Source organism: Niveispirillum fermenti (genome assembly GCF_048066175.1).
In the GTDB taxonomy this organism is placed as follows: domain Bacteria; phylum Pseudomonadota; class Alphaproteobacteria; order Azospirillales; family Azospirillaceae; genus Niveispirillum; species Niveispirillum fermenti.
Genome location: NZ_JBLTXA010000002.1, coordinates 35,365 through 52,621, shown reverse-complemented (window position 1 = coordinate 52,621; position 17,257 = coordinate 35,365). Strand labels below are relative to the sequence as shown.

At 65.6% G+C, this 17,257-nt stretch carries 12 protein-coding genes; 3 read left to right on the top strand and 9 right to left on the bottom strand.

What is annotated here, in order from left to right:
• Nucleotides 1-36: 36 nt before the first annotated feature.
• The 4 genes from ACM9LZ_RS02075 to ACM9LZ_RS02060 form a co-directional block, all read right to left on the bottom strand.
• Nucleotides 37-2,022, bottom strand: coding sequence for an acetyl-CoA carboxylase biotin carboxylase subunit (locus ACM9LZ_RS02075; RefSeq protein ID WP_416617675.1), 1,986 nt, complete (start codon nucleotides 2,020-2,022; stop codon nucleotides 37-39).
• Entirely contained in the window at nucleotides 2,019-2,798 is a 780-nt protein-coding gene (locus ACM9LZ_RS02070) for an enoyl-CoA hydratase/isomerase family protein (RefSeq protein ID WP_416617674.1), read from the bottom strand. Before ACM9LZ_RS02070 ends, ACM9LZ_RS02075 begins: the two co-directional genes overlap by 4 nt.
• A 13-nt stretch (nucleotides 2,799-2,811) precedes the next feature.
• Nucleotides 2,812-4,419, bottom strand: a complete 1,608-nt coding sequence (locus tag ACM9LZ_RS02065; protein WP_416617673.1) for a carboxyl transferase domain-containing protein — start codon at nucleotides 4,417-4,419, stop codon at nucleotides 2,812-2,814.
• A 154-nt stretch (nucleotides 4,420-4,573) separates the two neighbouring features.
• The gene (locus ACM9LZ_RS02060; protein WP_416617672.1) at nucleotides 4,574-5,746 is read right to left on the bottom strand and encodes an isovaleryl-CoA dehydrogenase; all 1,173 of its coding nucleotides are present in this window, start codon (nucleotides 5,744-5,746) and stop codon (nucleotides 4,574-4,576) included.
• A gap of 176 nt (nucleotides 5,747-5,922) precedes the next feature.
• Here ACM9LZ_RS02060 and ACM9LZ_RS02055 point away from each other — a divergent pair, with 176 nt between their 5' ends.
• Nucleotides 5,923-6,513 (top strand): TetR/AcrR family transcriptional regulator, encoded by a 591-nt coding sequence (locus ACM9LZ_RS02055; RefSeq protein ID WP_416617671.1) that lies wholly within the window; start codon nucleotides 5,923-5,925, stop codon nucleotides 6,511-6,513.
• Nucleotides 6,514-6,624: 111 nt separating this feature from the next.
• Here the strand turns inward: ACM9LZ_RS02055 and ACM9LZ_RS02050 are convergent, their stop codons facing one another.
• From ACM9LZ_RS02050 to ACM9LZ_RS02035, 4 genes are all read right to left on the bottom strand, one after another.
• Nucleotides 6,625-9,630, bottom strand: a complete 3,006-nt coding sequence (locus ACM9LZ_RS02050) for a TonB-dependent receptor plug domain-containing protein (protein WP_416617670.1) — start codon at nucleotides 9,628-9,630, stop codon at nucleotides 6,625-6,627.
• Nucleotides 9,631-10,104: 474 nt separating this feature from the next.
• A complete protein-coding gene (locus ACM9LZ_RS02045) occupies nucleotides 10,105-10,869 on the bottom strand; it encodes an SDR family NAD(P)-dependent oxidoreductase (protein WP_416617669.1) in 765 nt (254 codons plus the stop codon).
• Nucleotides 10,870-11,064: 195 nt separating this feature from the next.
• The gene (locus ACM9LZ_RS02040; RefSeq protein ID WP_416617668.1) at nucleotides 11,065-12,579 is read right to left on the bottom strand and encodes an aldehyde dehydrogenase family protein; all 1,515 of its coding nucleotides are present in this window, start codon (nucleotides 12,577-12,579) and stop codon (nucleotides 11,065-11,067) included.
• 17 nt (nucleotides 12,580-12,596) lie between these two features.
• Complete coding sequence (locus ACM9LZ_RS02035) at nucleotides 12,597-13,745, bottom strand: FAD-dependent monooxygenase (RefSeq protein ID WP_416617667.1); 1,149 nt, start codon at nucleotides 13,743-13,745, stop codon at nucleotides 12,597-12,599.
• A gap of 355 nt (nucleotides 13,746-14,100) precedes the next feature.
• Between ACM9LZ_RS02035 and ACM9LZ_RS02030 the strand changes: the two genes are divergently transcribed.
• Nucleotides 14,101-14,946: a helix-turn-helix domain-containing protein gene (locus tag ACM9LZ_RS02030; protein WP_416617666.1), complete on the top strand. Its 846-nt coding sequence runs from the start codon at nucleotides 14,101-14,103 to the stop codon at nucleotides 14,944-14,946.
• A gap of 25 nt (nucleotides 14,947-14,971) precedes the next feature.
• On the opposite strand, the gene ACM9LZ_RS02025 is transcribed toward ACM9LZ_RS02030, so the two are convergent.
• A complete protein-coding gene (locus ACM9LZ_RS02025; protein ID WP_416617665.1) occupies nucleotides 14,972-15,694 on the bottom strand; it encodes a GntR family transcriptional regulator in 723 nt (240 codons plus the stop codon).
• A 194-nt stretch (nucleotides 15,695-15,888) separates the two neighbouring features.
• Between ACM9LZ_RS02025 and ACM9LZ_RS02020 the strand changes: the two genes are divergently transcribed.
• Nucleotides 15,889-17,256 (top strand): MmgE/PrpD family protein, encoded by a 1,368-nt coding sequence (locus ACM9LZ_RS02020; RefSeq protein WP_416617664.1) that lies wholly within the window; start codon nucleotides 15,889-15,891, stop codon nucleotides 17,254-17,256.
• Nucleotide 17,257: the final 1 nt, after the last annotated feature.

The window sequence follows — 17,257 nt, the reverse complement described above, 5'->3', positions numbered from 1 at the left end:
TCAAGTGGCGGGCCGCGCCGGACCCGCCACCGATTCTCAGGCGGCCTCGAACCCGACCAGTTCCACCCCTTCACCCACCTGGTCACCCACGGCGTAACGCAGGTGCGTGACCTTTCCATCCGCCGGGGCCTTCAGCGTATGTTCCATCTTCATGGCTTCCAGCACGATGACGGGCTGGCCCTTGGTCACCGCCGCCCCCTCCTCCACCAGGATGGCGATGACCTTGCCGGGCATCGGGGCCGTCAGGCGGCCATGGCCGCCCTGGTCGGCATGCGCGCCGGCATGGGGATCGGCCAGGACAAGGCTGTGCGTGCCGCCGGCATGAAACAGCGTGACATGCTCGCCCCACTGCACCCAGCGGGCCGACACCCGTACCCCGTCCAGCGTGGCCGACAGCGTGCCGTCGGGCCCCAGCCGACCCGATACGGTCAGTGTCCGTCCGTCCGTGGCGATGGTGAAGCCGGTGCCGGTCCAGGTCACATCCACCTTGTGGCGGCTGCCCCCCTCGCCCGGAACAACCCATTCCATCCTGTCCACGGCCGGCAGGTTCATCAGGAAACCACCCACCGCGTCCCACGGATCGGTGCCCGTGGCCACACGGCGCGACAGCAGCTGCCCCAAAGAGGCCAGGGCCAGCACCGGGGCCGCCGGTTCCGCGGCGGCGGGCAGCAGATCGGCCTCATACCGCTCGATGAAGCGGGTATCCAGGTCAGCGGCGGCAAAACCCGGATGGGCGGCCACGGCCGACAGGAAGGGCACATTGGCGTTCAGGCCCGCGATCTCCGTCGCGGCCAGGGCGCCGCGCAGCCGCTGTACCGCGCTATCCCGGTCGCGATCCCAAACGATCAGCTTGGCGATCATGGGATCATAGAAGATCGAGATGGCGTCGCCAGTGCGCACGCCCGTATCCACCCGGACATGCTCCCCCTGTTCGGGGAAGCGCAGATGCGCCAGCGTGCCGGTCTGCGGCAGGAACCCCTTGGCCGGGTCTTCCGCATAGAGCCGGACCTCGATGGCGTGCCCCTGGATGGCCAGTTCCTCCTGGCGCAACGGCAACCGTTCCCCGGCCGCCACCCGCAATTGCCATTCAACCAGATCCTGGCCCGTGATCTTCTCAGTTACCGGATGCTCCACTTGAAGACGAGTATTCATCTCCATGAAATAAAAGGAATTATCTGTATCGAGCAGGAATTCCACCGTGCCGGCGCCGACATAGCCGATGGCCTTGGCGGCGGCCACGGCCGCTTCGCCCATGCGAACGCGGACGGCAGGGTCCATGCCGGGGGCGGGGGCCTCCTCCACCACTTTCTGATGCCGGCGCTGGATGGAACAGTCCCGCTCGAACAGATAGACGCAGTCACCATGGCTGTCGGCGAACACCTGGATTTCCACATGCCGCGGACGGGCCAGATATTTCTCGACCAGCACCCGGTCGTCGCCGAAGCTGGCCTTCGCCTCCCGCTTGGCCGAAGCCAGGGCGGCGGGGAACTCGTCGGCGCTGGCCGCGACCTTCATGCCCTTGCCGCCACCGCCGGCCGAAGCCTTGATCAGGACGGGGAAACCGATGCGTGCCGCCTGGGCGGCCAGCAATTCATCCCCCTGGTCCTCGCCGTGATATCCCGGCACCAGCGGGACGCCGGCCTTTTCCATCAGGGCCTTGGCCTCCGACTTACCGCCCATGGCGCGGATGGCACCGGCCGGCGGACCGATGAAGACCAGCCCCGCGGCTGCGACGGCATCGGCGAAGGCCGCATTCTCCGACAGGAACCCATAGCCCGGATGGATGGCATCGGCCCCGGCCGCCCTGGCCGCCGCAATGATCCGGTCGATCACCAGATAACTCTCGCGGGCCGGGGCCGGGCCGATATGCACGGCCTGGTCCGCCAGGGCCACATGCAGGGCATTTGCGTCGGCATCCGAATAAACGGCGACAGTGGCCAAACCCATGCGACGGGCCGTGCGGATGACCCGGCAGGCGATCTCGCCGCGATTGGCGATGAGGACGGAAGTGATCTTGCTCATGGCGCCCATCCCGGCTTGCGTTTGTCGAAGAAACTGGCGAGCCCCTCCCGCGCCTCTACCCCGGCGCGGGCCTGGGCGATGCGGGTGGCCGTCTCCGCCACCAGCGCGTCATCGATGGGGCGGTCCACCAGCGGGATCAGGGCTTTGGCTGCCGTCACGGCCTGTGGCCCACCGGCCAGAAGCTGGCCGGTCAACGTCCCGGCCAGGGCCTCCAGCGCCTCTGCCGCCGCCACCTCATGCACAAGGCCCAGCCGATACGCCTCATCCACCCCGAACCGCTCGGCCGTCAGGAAGTAACGGCGGCAGGCCCGCGCGCCCATCGCGGCCACGACGTAAGGGGCGATGGTGGCCGGGATCAGGCCCAGCCGCACCTCGGTCAGGGCGAACTGTACGCCTTCGGCCGCGATTGCGATGTCGCACGCGGATACCAGCCCCACGGCCCCGGCGAAGCAATTGCCATGCACGACGGCCAGCGTCGGCTTGGGCAGATCGTTCAGGGTGCGCAGCATGCCGGCCAGCCCCATGGCATCCGCCTGGTTCTGCGCAAAATCATAGCTGGCCATGCGACGCATCCAGTTCAGGTCGCCGCCGGCCGAAAAGCTTTTGCCATTGCCGCGCAGCAAGACAACCCGCACGGCCGGGTCTTCCCCCAGGCGGTGGAAGATGGCCGTCAGTTCGGCGATGACAGAATCGTTGAAAGCATTGTGCAACTCCGGACGGTTCAAGGTGACGGTGGCCACCCCCCGCGCGTCGATGCCGGTCAGGATATCGCTCATCTGTCGCTCTCCGTCACATCCGGAACACGCCAAACTTCGCCGGTGGGATCGGCGCGTTCAGCGCCGCCGACAGCGACAGGCCCAGCACATTGCGCGTATCGGCCGGGTCGATCACGCCATCATCCCACAGCCGGGCCGAGGCATAGTAAGGATGGCCCTGGCGTTCATACTGCTCGCGGATGGGGGCCTTGAACGCGGCTTCGTCCTCCGCGCTCCATTCCTTGCCGGCGGCCTCCAGCCCGTCGCGGCGGACCGTGGCCAGCACGGTGGCCGCCTGCTCCCCGCCCATGACGCTGATACGGGCGTTGGGCCACATGTAAAGGAAGCGGGGGCTGTAGGCCCGACCGCACATGCCATAATTGCCGGCCCCGAACGACCCGCCGATGATCAGCGTGATCTTCGGCACATTGGCACAGGCGACAGCCGTCACCAGCTTGGCACCGTCCTTGGCGATGCCGGCATTCTCGTACTTGCGGCCCACCATGAAGCCCGTGATGTTCTGCAGGAACAGCAGCGGGATCTTGCGCTGGCAGCACAGTTCGATGAAATGCGCCCCCTTTACGGCGCTTTCGCTGAACAGGATGCCATTGTTGGCAATGATCCCCACCGGCATGCCCCACAGATGGGCGAAGCCGCAGACCAGCGTCGTACCGTAATTGGCCTTGAACTCGTCCAGTTCCGATCCGTCCACGATGCGGGCGATGATCTCCCGCACATCATAGGGCTTGCGTGTGTCGGTCGGGATGATGCCGTAAATCTCGTCGGCGCCGTGCAGCGGCTCGACCACGGGCCGGATGGCGATGTCCGGCCGCTTCACCCGGTTCAGGTTGCCCACGATGCGCCGCGCGATGCCCAGCGCATGGCCATCATCCTGGGCCAGATGGTCGGCCACGCCGGAAATGCGGGTATGAACCTCCCCGCCGCCCAGATCCTCCGCCGACACGATCTCCCCCGTCGCCGCCTTGACCAGCGGCGGCCCGCCCAGGAAGATCGTGCCCTGGTTCTTCACGATGATGCTTTCATCCGCCATGGCCGGCACATAGGCACCGCCCGCCGTGCAGGACCCCATCACCACGGCAATCTGCGGCACGCCGTTGGCCGACAATGTCGCCTGATTATAGAAGATGCGGCCGAAATGGTCGCGGTCGGGAAACACCTCGTCCTGGTTCGGCAGATTGGCCCCGCCGCTGTCCACCAGATAGACGCAGGGCAGGTTATTCTCCCGCGCGATGTCCTGGGCGCGCAGATGCTTCTTCACGGTCAGCGGATAATAGGTGCCGCCCTTCACCGTCGCGTCATTGGCCACCACGACGCATTCCTGCCCGGCGATGCGCCCGATGCCCGTGATGATGCCGGCCGCTGGCACATCGTCGGCATAGACGCCATAGGCCGCCAACTGGCTGAATTCCAGGAAGGGCGTGCCGGGGTCCAGCAGGGTGCGGACCCGCTCGCGCGGGCTCAGCTTGCCGCGGGCCAGATGCTTGGCCATGGCCTTGTCGCCGCCGCCCAGGCTGATCCGGCCGACGGTGGCGCGCAGGTCTTCCACCTGCGCCTTCATGGCTGCCGCATTCTCGGTAAAGGCCGGGCTGCGCGTATCGATATTGGTGGGAAGGACGGGCATGGGCGGTGGCCCTCTTCGTTGCGGCACCATGATCACTCCCTCAACCGTCACCCCGGGGAAGGCCGGGGTCCAGCATCGTGGAATGAGGCGCCAGTGAACTGGCCCCCAGCCTTCGCCGGGGTGACGGTTGAAGAGACTGGGACTGTATCGACGCTTACGCCGTTTCCTTGAACAGCTCCCGCCCGATCAGCATGCGGCGGATCTCGCTGGTCCCGGCGCCGATCTCGTACAGCTTGGCGTCGCGCAACAGGCGGCCCGTGGGGTATTCGTTGATATAACCGTTGCCGCCCAGGATCTGGATGGCATCCAGCGCCAGCTGCGTCGCCTTTTCCGCCGCCAGCAGGATGGCGCCGGCGGCATCCTTGCGGGTGATGCGCTTGGCGTCGGCGGCGCGGCCGACGGCATAGACATAGGCGCGGCAGGAATTCAGCGCGACATACATGTCGGCGACCTTGCCCTGGATCAGTTGGAACTCACCGATCGACTGCCCGAACTGCTTGCGCTCATGGATATACGGAACCACGATGTCCATGGCCGCCTGCATGATGCCCAGGGGGCCGGCGGCCAGGACGGCGCGTTCGTAATCCAGCCCCGACATCAGCACGCGCACGCCACCATTCACCTGGCCCAGCACGTTCTCTTCCGGGATCTCGCAATCCTCGAACACCAGTTCGCCGGTGTGGCTGCCGCGCATGCCCAGCTTGTCCAGTTTCTGCGCGCAGGAGAAGCCCTTGAACCCCTTCTCCACCAGGAAGGCCGTGATGCCGCGCGGCCCGGCCTCGGGCTCGGTCTTGGCATAAACAACAAGTACATCGGCGTCGGGACCGTTGGTGATCCACATCTTGGTGCCGTTCAGGACATAGCGGTCACCCCGCTTGTCGGCACGCAGGCGCATGGACACCACATCCGAACCGGCACCCGGCTCGCTCATGGCGAGCGCTCCGACGAAATCGCCGCTGATCAGCTTGGGCAGATAGCGCCCCTTCTGGTCCGTGTTGCCGTTCAGGCGGATCTGGTTGACGCAGAGATTGGAATGCGCGCCATAGGACAGGCCGACGGAGGCCGAGGCGCGGGAGATTTCCTCCATCGCCACCATGTGCTCGACATAGCCCATGCCGGCGCCGCCATATTCCTCGTCCACCGTGACGCCCAGCACGCCCAGGTCGCCCATCTTCTTCCAAAGGTCCATGGGGAACTGGTCGGTGCGGTCGATCTCGGCCGCGCGGGGCGCAATCTCGTCGGCCGCGAAGCCAGCCACGGCATCGCGCAGCGCATCGGCCGTCTCACCAAGGCCGAAATCGAACATGGGCAGGCTGTTGCGCAGCATGGGGCGTCTCCTCCGATGGCATTTATAGAAACGGTCATACGTTTTTTTATTGGCCGTTTCAACAAGGAATTCCGCGGCCTGGCCTCCGCATGGCATGCGTGATTTCCAGTTGACGGCACCCCCCTGCCCACCGCAGCTTGGCGCCTTGCATCGATTACCGGGAAGTGAGGCCATAGATGGCCCGAACGGCCGGCAGCCATGGGCCGAAAACCATGGAAGCGATCCGCAAGGCGGCTTTGGCTCTGATCTACCGCAAGGGGTACGAGGCCATCACGCTGCGCCAGTTGGCCGATGCCGTGGGCATCCAGCCGGGTTCGCTCTACAACCATGTCCGCAACAAGCAGGATATTCTGTTCGATCTGGTCCATGACCATATGACCACGCTGCTGGCGGAAGTGGAACAGGCGGTGCCGGCGGGGGCCACGCCGCTGGCGCAACTGGAAAGGTTCATCACCTTCCACGTCACCTATCATATCACCCGGCGCGAGCAGGTGTTCATCGCGAATTCGGAGTTGCGCAGCCTGGAAGCGGGTAATCACGCCGTGATCGTGGGCCTGCGCAAACGCTATGAAGGCGTGCTGATCGACATCCTGCGCCGTGGCGGCCAGGATGGCAGCCTGCGCGTGGACGAGGCGACGATCGCGGCCTATGCCATCCTGTCCATGCTGACAGGCATCTGTTCCTGGTATCAGCCGGGCGGCCGCAAATCGGCCGAGCAGCTTGTCACCCTGCACCGCGACCTGATCCTGCGCGGCGTCGTGGCCTGATCCGCCCGACATGTCCGGCACGGGGCGCAACCGCGCAGCTGTTAAAAAAATGGGGCCGTGGTCGATAAGACCACGGCCCCGGAAGTTTACCCTTCAGGCGAAGGATACGGATCAGAACTTCACATTCACGCCGCCGTAGAAATAGCGGCCACGGTTGTCCCAGTTGGCGGAGGTGCCGTTACCCGTACCGGTATAGACGGTCGGATGGTTCGGCGGACGCTCATTGGTGACGTTCTGGACACCGGCGCGCAGGACGAGGTCGTCCGTGACCTTGTACAGCACGCGGACATCATGGGCCCAGTAATCACCCGTGTAGAACGGGATGCGCGGCAGCGGCTGGCCATCGGCGATGGGCAGCAGCGCCTCGTCGGCGACCATGTTGTCCTCGAACCGCGTCGTCCAGGAGAAGGTCAGCGCGTCGTCGGAATAGGTCGCGGTGCCCTGAAGCTTCCAGGACGGGGTCCCGGACGTACCGGCATAGCGGCGCGGCGCCTGGCCGGCCTGCGACACGAAATCGTACTTCAGCAGGTGCGTGCCCTGCAGGCTCAGGTCCAGACGGCGGCCTTCGCCCAGGCTTTCGGAGATATCGGTCAGATCGAAGCCATAGGCGACGGAGAAGTCGATACCCCGGTTCTTGAAGCTGGCGATGTTCGCCTGTGTCAACTGCACGACATCGACGCCACCGACGACGTTGGTCCGCGCACCGGTCGCATCACGGGTGATCAGCGAGCAGAGCGCAGAGCCGCCGACCGTGTCATAGCAGGCCTGGAACACGCCCGACAGCGCCGGCAGGTTGATCGCGTCCTTGATGTTGATGTCGTAATAATCGACCGTGGCCGCAAAGCCTTCCAGGAAGGTCGGCTGGATCACCGCGCCCAACGTGTAGGTCTTGGCCAGTTCCTCGCGCAGGTTGGCGTTGCCGCCCTGGAGCAGACGCAGGGACGAACGGCCCGTGCCGATGTTGCTTTCAAACGCCAGCGGATCATAGCCGGCGATATCCCGCGAGCAATTGGCGACGCGGGTGCTGCGGGCGTCGCCGGTCAGGGTGGCAACGCGCGACCGGTCGCAGGGGTCCTGCTGGGCAGTCGTGAAGTTCTCACCCGTCGGCGCATAAAGCTCGATGATGTTCGGCGCACGCACCGACTCCGAATAGGTACCGCGGAAGCGGATATCATCGATCGGGGTGAAGTCCAGACCGACCTTCCACTGATCCACGCCGCCAACCGTGCTGTAATCAGCCCAGCGATAGGCGCCGTCCAGGGTCAGTTCCTTGACCAGGAACATGTCCTTCAGCAGGGGCACCAGCATTTCGGCATAGAATTCCTTCACGTCATAGGCACCCTTGCGGCGCGGAATGGCGTTCGTGAACAGCAGGCCCTGTGCTGTGGCGCTGTCGGTTTCCTGGTCCGACTTCTCCTCGCGGTATTCCGCACCCACGGCGATACCGACATTGCCGGCGGGCAGCTCGAACAGGTCGGTCGTCAGATTGACGGCGGCAACCTGCTGCGAAGCCTGGCCGACGGTGACCGACGTCGCCTTGGAATAGTCGATGGCGGCCTGGCTGGCGCCGTTCAGCCAGTCGAACGGAATACAGCCGGCGGCATTGGCGCGCACGCCTGCGTCGGAGGACAGCAGGTCACGGCAGATCGGCTGGCCAGTGGCCGGATCGATCACCGAATCAAGCTGGCGGGTGTAGCGTTCCTTGTGGAACTGGCCGCGGTTGATCGACTTGCCGTCCAACTGGCCGTACTGGTAGTAGGTATCCCACTTGACCTTGCGGTCACCCAACTCGAAATCACCCTCCAGGCCGATGGCCGTGCGGATCATGTCGCGCTGCTGCTCGATGACGCGCTGGCCGAATTCCTCGGTGAAGCGGTACAGCTCGGCGGAAGAGGACGGGCTCGTCAGGCCGTTGGCATCGAAGATGCGGCGCAGTTCGACCGCATTCGCCGTATTGCCGTTCAGGAAGGCGTTGTCACGCCGCACCATGTGACGGAAGGAGGCGGAACCGGTGAAGGCGGGCTGGGCGAGCGGGTTCTTGCTGTCCACGCTGGCCGCACCGATTTCGGCCGTGATCTTCACGAAATCGTTCAGTTCATAGGAACCGTAGGCGCGGCCCAGCAGACGCTCGCTCTCGCCCTGAAGCGTCGTGTAGATTGACGTGTAGTCCAGCGACGGGTCGTTACAGAACGGCGTCGCAGCCGTCGGGTTGTTGCGCGGCGTCAGACAGGTCGCGTCCAGCCCCTGCACCGAACGGCTTTCGAAATCGATCGACACGCCGGCCGGCGCGTTGGCGGCCAGCGGCCCGCTGCCCGGATTGGCGACGAGCGTGCGGAACACGCCGCCGCGGCCCGTGCGGCTCATCGGGTTCGGCACCACGGTGTTCGGGGACACAAGGGTGTTGAAGGTGATGCCAGGGCTGGCCCACTTGCGGTCCTTCGCCAGGACGCTGTCGACCTTGGTATATTCGATGCCGGCCATGACATAGCCCTTGCCGTCATGGAACTTGCTGCCGAACACACCGCTATACTGCATCTCCTGGCCGTCGCCATATTCGCTGATGCCGTAGCTGGCATCAAACTCGGCACCTTCCAGGTCCTTGCGCAGCAGGATGTTCACCACACCGGCCACGGCTTCGGAGCCGTACACGGCGGAAGCGCCGCCGGTGATGATTTCCGTGCGCTGGACCATGCTGGACGGGATCGTGTTCAGATCGACCGCCGGGCTGTCCAGCGCGCCGGTGACGTGGCGCTTGCCGTCCACCAGAACCAGCGTGCGGTTGGTGCCCAGGCCCCGCAGATCGACGCGGCTCTGGCCGCCCACGAACAGGAAGCCGCCCGAGCTCTGCCCGTTCAGCGACGGGGCCATCTGCGGGGCGGTGGACACGGCATCGGCCAGGTTCGTGAAACCGGCGAAGCGGATCTCGGTTTCGGTGACCACATTCAGCGGCACCGAGGAATTGAGGTTGCTACGCGCAATACGCGACCCTGTAACAACAATTTCTTCCAACTGCGCAAGGTTGGCATCCTGTGCAGCCGCAGCACCCGCCATGCCGACCGCAGCACCAACCAAAAGCATACCCCGCAGGCCGGCAATGGCCTTCTTACCCTTCGTCATTACGAACCTCTTCTCGTTATGCCCCGGCATCTGCCCGATATCAGCCGCGGCCGCTTTGTGACGCGATTGAGACACCGACAGGCATCACGGATCAAACGATAAAGAAAAACGCTCGTTCGATAACAAAAAGGCGTGCCATTTCCGACACTATTCATTTCAATTTTGCAATTACATAGCAATTTATAACAAAATATTATTTTCAAAATTGGTTCTTTAAAAATTTTATTTCCGAAAAAATCGGGCATTTGGATTTATATTTCATTCATCTTTGAAATATTCGCCAATGAAAACAATTTGTAAAATCGAATGGGATGCAAACATTACGGCCTGCGACGGCGAAACGTGGGGAACCAGAAAGCCGGAGCGTATCTCCGGACATGAAAATGGCGGGTCCCCGGATCAAGGACCCGCCACAGGCGATGCCCCCTGCCGCCGGAGCAGCGCCAAGGGGCAATTCCGATGCCCGGCCTGCTGTTACTTCGGCGCCATGCGGATGGCGCCGTCCAGACGGATCGTCTCGCCATTGATCATGCTGTTGGCCACGATATGCATGGCCAGGGCGGCATATTCCTCAGGCCGGCCGAGGCGGGAGGGGAACGGCACCTGCTTGCCCAGGCTGTCCTGCGCATCCTGCGGCAGGCCCAGAAGCATGGGGGTCATGAAGATGCCGGGCGCGATGGTCACCACCCGGATGCCGCTGCGGGCCAGTTCGCGGGCGGCCGGCATGGTCAGCGCGTGAACGCCCCCCTTCGACGCGCCATAGGCCGCCTGGCCGATCTGCCCCTCGAATGCTGCCACAGACGCCGTGTTGATGATCACGCCGCGTTCGCCATCCGCCGTCACCGGCTCCAGCCCTGCCATGCCATCGGCCGCCAGACGCAGGATATTGAAGGTGCCGATCAGGTTGACCTCGATCACCTTGCGGAAAAGCTCCAGATCATGCGGGCCGTTCTTGCCCAGGATCTTCGCCGGCGGCGCAATCCCGGCGCAATTCACTGCGATGCGGGCCGGGCCATGGGCCGCGGCGGCCTGCGCAATCGCCGCGGACGCACTGTCCGCGCTGGTCACGTCACAGCGGATCGCCACGCCGCCGACTTCCTGGGCCACGGCCTGCGCCGCTTCCAGGTTCACGTCCAGCAGTGCCACCCGAGCCCCGCCAGCGGCCAGCGCCCGGGCCGTCGCGGCGCCAAGACCCGAACCACCGCCCGACACGATCGCGGAAACGCCCTTGATATCCATCACCTCACTCCTCTTCTTGTCATTCGCGTGGCCATCCGGTCCCGGCCCGCTTACAGCAACCGGTTCAATATCCCAGCGAATGCGCCGACGCAGCAATTCAAAGAAGGTGGGAAGCTGCCCCGCGCCGCGGGCGGTAAAAAGGGCCGGCGGCGCGGGTGGAAAGACGGGTGAGCGTTCGGAGGTGACCTGGCGGTGCTACAGCCTTGCCGTCACGGCCTTGGTTTCCAGATAGGCGTCCAGCGCCTCGCGGCCGAATTCCCGGCCCCAGCCGGACTGCTTGTAGCCGCCGAACGGGATGTTCGTGGCGATGGCACCATGGCAATTGATGGAAACCTGTCCCGACCGGATGCGGGCCGCCAGCTTGTGCGCCGTGGACAGGCTGCGTGTCCACACACTGCCCGACAGGCCATAGTCGCTTTCATTGGCCAGGGCGGCGATGGCGTCCACATCCGCCGTCTCCAGCCGGTGGACGGCCATCACGGGGCCGAAAACCTCCTGCCGGAAGATGGCCATGTCGGGGGTCACCCCGGTCAGGATGGTGGGGGGCACGAAATGGCCGGGCCGGTCCAGCTTGCCGCCGCCCAATGCCAGATGCGCGCCATCGGCCACGGCCCGGTCGATATGGCCCACGACACGGGCCGCATGGCCGGCACTGATCAGCGGCCCGAAATTGACCGCCGGGTCCAGCCCGTGTCCCAGCTTGAAGGATGCGCAGAAGGCCGATATCCGCGCCACCAGGGCATCATGGATATCGGCATGGGCAAAGATGCGGGTGCCGGCCATGCAGTTCTGGCCCTGCAGGAAGAAGGTCGCCATGGCCACGCCGGGCCCGGCCAGATCCAGGTCGGCATCGGGCATGACGATGACGGGCGACTTCCCGCCCAGTTCCAGCGATACCTTCTTCAGGTTGCCAGCGGCCGCCTGCACGATCTTGCGCCCGACCTCCGTCGATCCCGTGAAACTGATCTTGTCGACCAGCCGGTGGGCTGACAGGGCGGCCCCCGCCGTCTCCCCCGGACCGTTGACGATATTGACCACGCCGGGCGGAAATCCCGCCTCCACGACCAGCGCCCCCAGGGCCAGGGCCGACAGCGGCGTTTCCTCCGCCGGCTTCACGACGACCGTGCATCCCGCCGCCAATGCCGGGGCCAGTTTCAGCACCAGGGTCGACAAGGGCACGTTCCAGGGGACGATCAGGCCCACCACCCCCACAGGCTCCCGCAATGTATAGGTCAGGGCCTCGGCATCGGCCGTCACGTGTGGCGGCGGGGTGGTGGTGACACCTTCGATCCCCAGGATGCATCCGGCGTAATAGTCCAGCATCTCGACACAATTGCCGACCGTCAGCCCCGCGATGAAGCGCGGCATGCCATTGTCCAGGATCTCCAGTTCCGTGAACATCTCGGCGTCGCGTTCCAGCAGGCGGGCAAGCCGGTTGATCAGCCCGGCGCGGGCCCGCGCCGCCAGGCGCGACCAGGGGCCGTTGAAGGCCCGGTGCGCCGCGGCCACGGCCACGTCGATATCCCCCGCCCCACCGGCCGCCACGGTGGCAAGCGACCATCCCGTGGCGGGATCGCAGGTGATCAGGCTTTCTCCCCCCAGGCCCGGCCGCCACTGCCCATCGATCAGCATCCCATGTGTGCGGGCCAGGAACGCGGCGGTGGCGTCGGAGATGGGATGGCCTTCAAAGGGCGGAACATCAATCGGCATGTCGAACGGCTCTGTTCTCAGACGGGGACGGTACGGCAATCATAATCCAGCAGGCCCAGCGAATCCTCGTTGCGAAGCTCTTCCAGGCCGAACAGCTCGGTATCGGCAGCCTGCAGGCGATCGGCATTGGCGTTCGATTCCCCCTGGATGAAGGTGGCCCGTTCATGGCGGGCGGCAACATAGCGGCGCAGCCCCTCGCCGATGCTGCCCGCCACCGACAGGGCGCGCGACAGCACGATGGCATCCTCAATCGCGCAGGCCGCACCCTGGCCCATGAAAGGCGTCATGGCGTGCGCGGCATCGCCCAGCAGGACGACCTTGTCTTCCAGCGCCCAGTCGGCCAGCGGCTTGCGGGCATTGATGGCCCATTTGTAAAGCTGGCCCTCCGGTGCTGCGGCAATCATGGCCTGCACCTCCGGCGCCCAGCCGGCGAAGGTCTGTTCCAGGTCACTGCGCGCCGCGGGGATGGTCCATCCATCCTGCTCCCAGCCCGGCTGCCGGGCGAAGAACACCATGTTGAGAACCTTGGACCCGCGCACCGGATAACGCACCACCATGCGTCCGGGGCCGATATGCATGCCGGGGAAATGCGCCAGATCGACCAGCGGTCCTTCCACAGGTGCCAGGGCGCGCCAGACGACATGGCCCGTGAAATGCGCCTTGTCCTCCTCGAACCGTTGGCGCACGACAGATTTCAGGCCGTCGGCGCCGACCACGAGATCACCTTCGATACGGCGGCCATCGGCCAGGATGACATCGCTGCCTTCCACCGCCACGGCGGCGGCCCCCGTCAGCAGGACACCGCCGCCCGCTGCTGCTGCCGCAACCAGGATGGCGTGCAGGTCGGCACGATGGATATAGACATAAGGCGCGCCGTGGCGCTGGCGCATGTCGGCCCGTTCCATGACCCGCAGCGTGCGGCCGTCGGCCCAATGCTGGATACGCTGGCGCACGGGCTCGACACCCGCCGCCGCGATCTTTTCCGCCAGCCCCAGATAGACATAGCCCAGCATGGCGTTTGGCGACAGGGTGACACCCGCCCCCACCTCACCGAAGGCGGGCGCCGCCTCCAGCAGGGTTACCGGAAAACCGCGGGCCAGCAGCGCGATGGCGGCCGTGAAACCGCCGATGCCCCCACCGACGATGGTTATTCTTGCTTTGCTCATGGGCGCTGAAGCCTTCAGATTCGCATAAGGCCGACCTGCTATCGGCGTCGCTCTGATTAGGCCGTGCGGAAATGCCCGCGGCATAGGCGGCGGCTGTCCTCTGTCCACATGGCGGACGGACCCGCAAACAGGCAAAATGTATATCCAGTAGGCATTTACCGCCGATCTATCCGTCTGGCGGTCATAATATTTCGCGGGATCGGTCAAAAGGACCCCGAAGCGGGGGTGCGACGGCACCGCCATCCACCCCTTCTATCCGACAGGTGGACATACGCGCATATTCTGCGGTTAGAGTTACAGATTATTGTCATGATCCATGCGGTTGGCGCATGGTTGTCGTGTCTGGAGGTTCGGGATGGACAAGGTGAAGCCCGTCAGGGCAATGCTCCGCGTGCTGGATGTTCTGCAGGTGCTGAACAGCCGCAACGGCGTGACGGTGACGGATGTCGCCAACGCCATCGACCTGCCGCGGACGACGGCCTATCGGGTATTGGAGACCCTTTGTTCGGCCGGCTATGCCGTGCGCGACGGATCGGACGACCGCTACCGGCTGACGGTGCTGGTGCGCGGCCTGTCGGACGGCTATGACGACGAGGCCTGGATCGGCGAGGTGGCGCAGCCGCTTCTGGCCCAGCTTGGCCAGAAGCTGGTCTGGCCGGTGTCGATCTGCACCAATCAGGGCAACCATATGCTGGTGCGCCACACGACGGACAAGACCAGCCCCCTGGCGCTGGAGCGCTACAATGCCGGCGTGCGCGTGCCGCTGCTGAACAGTGCCGCGGGCCGCACCTATCTTGCCTACAGCCCCGCTCCGCAGCGTGCGGCCCTGCTGGACATCGCCCTCGGCTCCGGTGGGGAGATGGAGGGGGCGGGCCGCCAGCGCGACATGATCGAGAAGATCCTGACCAATATCCGCAAGGCCGGCTACGCCATCACGATCCGCCAGTACCGGGGCGAGTCGAGTGCAGCCGTTCCGGTCTATAGCGGAACGAACCTGTTGGGCGTCGTCGGCATGCGGTTCATGGACAAGGCGGTGACGGAACAGGTCTTCGCCGACCGCTATCTTCCCGACCTGAAGCAGACCGCGCGGGAGATCGGCGGCGCCTACGCAGACTGGAAGGGCGGGATCGCGCCCGATCCGGTCGAACAGATGCCGGCGCCGCGTTGGGACTGGACCCTGGAACGCCGCGTCGAACATTGATGACGGGGGCGGGGCGGGCCTTTGCTCACTCCGCCCGTTCGCGCGTGAAGCTTTGCGAATAGACGAAACGGTCGGCGGGATGGGCACTTTCGCTGGCCAGGAACAGAACACCTTTGGCATCATGGTAAAGGCGACGGGTGCGCAAGGCGGCGACCCCGGCCTCACTGCCCAGCAAAGGGGCCAGCATCGCGTCCAGTACCATGGCACTGATCTGCTGATCGATCCGGGCGGCGGCGATCCCATACCGCGCCTCGATGGCATCGGCGATGGTGGGCCTTGCCTCGATCTCCGCCTTGGACGGCGCGCAGTCGGCCCGGACCAGAACGCGGGTCAGCCCGACCGTCTTGGTGCCCGTGCCGCGTTGGCCGCGCAGTTCCCACCAGTCGGCCGGCTTCAACCCCAGTTCATGGGCAAGCCCGTTCTCCGGCGCAGGGCCATAGGACATGATGGTCAAGCGGGCGTCGCGGGCATATTGCAGCAGGTCCTGGAAGCCACCCAGGGGCTGCACAAACAGCACCGGTTCCGCCGGGGCCGCCACGATGGTGCCGGCCCGCCGCTTGCGCGTGACCAGACCCGCATCGGACAGCAGGCGCAAGGCATCGCGGGCCGTATGGCGGGAAATCCCGTGAATCTCGCACAATTCCTGTTCGGTCGGCAGCAGGTCGCCCACCTTGTAGGTGCCGTTTGCAATGGCCGCCCGAAGCATCTGGGCGATCTGTTGATAACGGGGTGCCGTGCCGATAGCCAAGTCCGCCCTGTCCTTTCTTTTCCGCCCGTTCCGGGGCGGGCATGGCGGATCAAGGCCATGGGGTGGCCATGCCCGTCAAGCCCGCTGCCGGATTTATCCGAATTGCGGTGTTTTTTTGCGGCGCATCGTTCAGCACCCTTCCCCCCGGAAAAACACCATGGTACAAACATTATGTCCGGACAAATGGAAGTGCCATGCCCCTCGTCGCACAATTGGCTGACCATCTTTCCCGCCCCGTGACGGCGGGTATGCGCCGTCAGGCGGCGTTGCACCTGCTGGATTGGGCGGGATGCGCCGTGATCGGCGTCGCCACGCCCGTGGCACAGGCGCTGGCACATGTCTTCCTGTCGGACGGGTCGGGCGGCTGCACCGCGATCGGCCATGCCGGCACCGTCGGGGCGGAAGCGGCGGCGCGGTACAATGGCGCGCTGGGCAATATTTATGAGATGGACGATGTGGACAAGCGGGCGCGCCTGCATCCCGGTCCCGTCGTCATTCCCGCCGCCCTGGCACTGGCCCAGGCGGAGGGGGCGGACGGTGACCGGCTGCTGGACGCCATCGTCCGCGGGTACGAGGCGATGATCCGGCTGGGCCGTGCGCTGGGCGATGCCCATTACAGCGTCTGGCACACGACAGCCAGTTGCGGCACGATGGGGGCCGCGGTGGCGGCCGCCTCCATCCTCGACCTGCGGGGCGACGCGCTGGCCCAGGCCATGGCGCTGGCCGTCACCCGGACCGGTGGGCTGTGGGAAACCCGCAATGATCCACTGTCCAATGCCAAGCAAGTCCACAACGCCCAGGCCGCCGGTGATGGCCTGCTGGCGGCAAGGCTGGCTCAGGCCGGGCTGCGGGGTCCGGCCCGCATCCTTGAAGGGGGCGAGGGATTGTTCGCAGCCACGGCCGCCGGGGCCGACCCTTCGGCCCTGCTGGCTGGCGCGGCCCCGGAGACCTGGTGTCTGGCCGATGTCAGCCTGAAACCCTGGCCCGCCTGTCGCCATGCCCATCCCGTGATCGACGCGGCCCTGGCCCTGCTGGACCAGGTGGACCGCGACCGGCTGGAGGTGGCGGAAGTGAAGGGCGTGGCCATCGAGACCTATGCCGACGCCCTGCGCTTTTGCGACCGGCCGGCGCCGAAAAGCGTGATCGAGGCCAAATTCTCCCTGCAGCATGCGGTTGCCGTCACCCTGCTGGGTGGCCCCCCGCCCCTGTCCGCCTTCGACCCGGCCATGATTGCCGATGCGGAGGTGACCGCCCTGCGGTCGCGGGTGAAGGTTGTGACGGCGGAACCCTACGCCGGCGCGTATCCGGACCATTTCGGCGCCCGCCTGTCCATCACGCTGTCCGACGGCACCCTTCTGGTCCGCGAACAGCCCGACGCGCTGGGCGATCCGGAAAACCCGCTGCCGCACGACCGTGCCGTCGGCAAGGCGCGCAGCCTGATGCACGCCGCCGGCATGGATGCGATGGCGGTGGAGCGGTTGGTGGAAGAATGTCTGGCGCTGGCCGATGGCGGAACGATCCCGCGGTCCTGGCCGACGCGGATCATGCCGGGGAAGGTTTGAG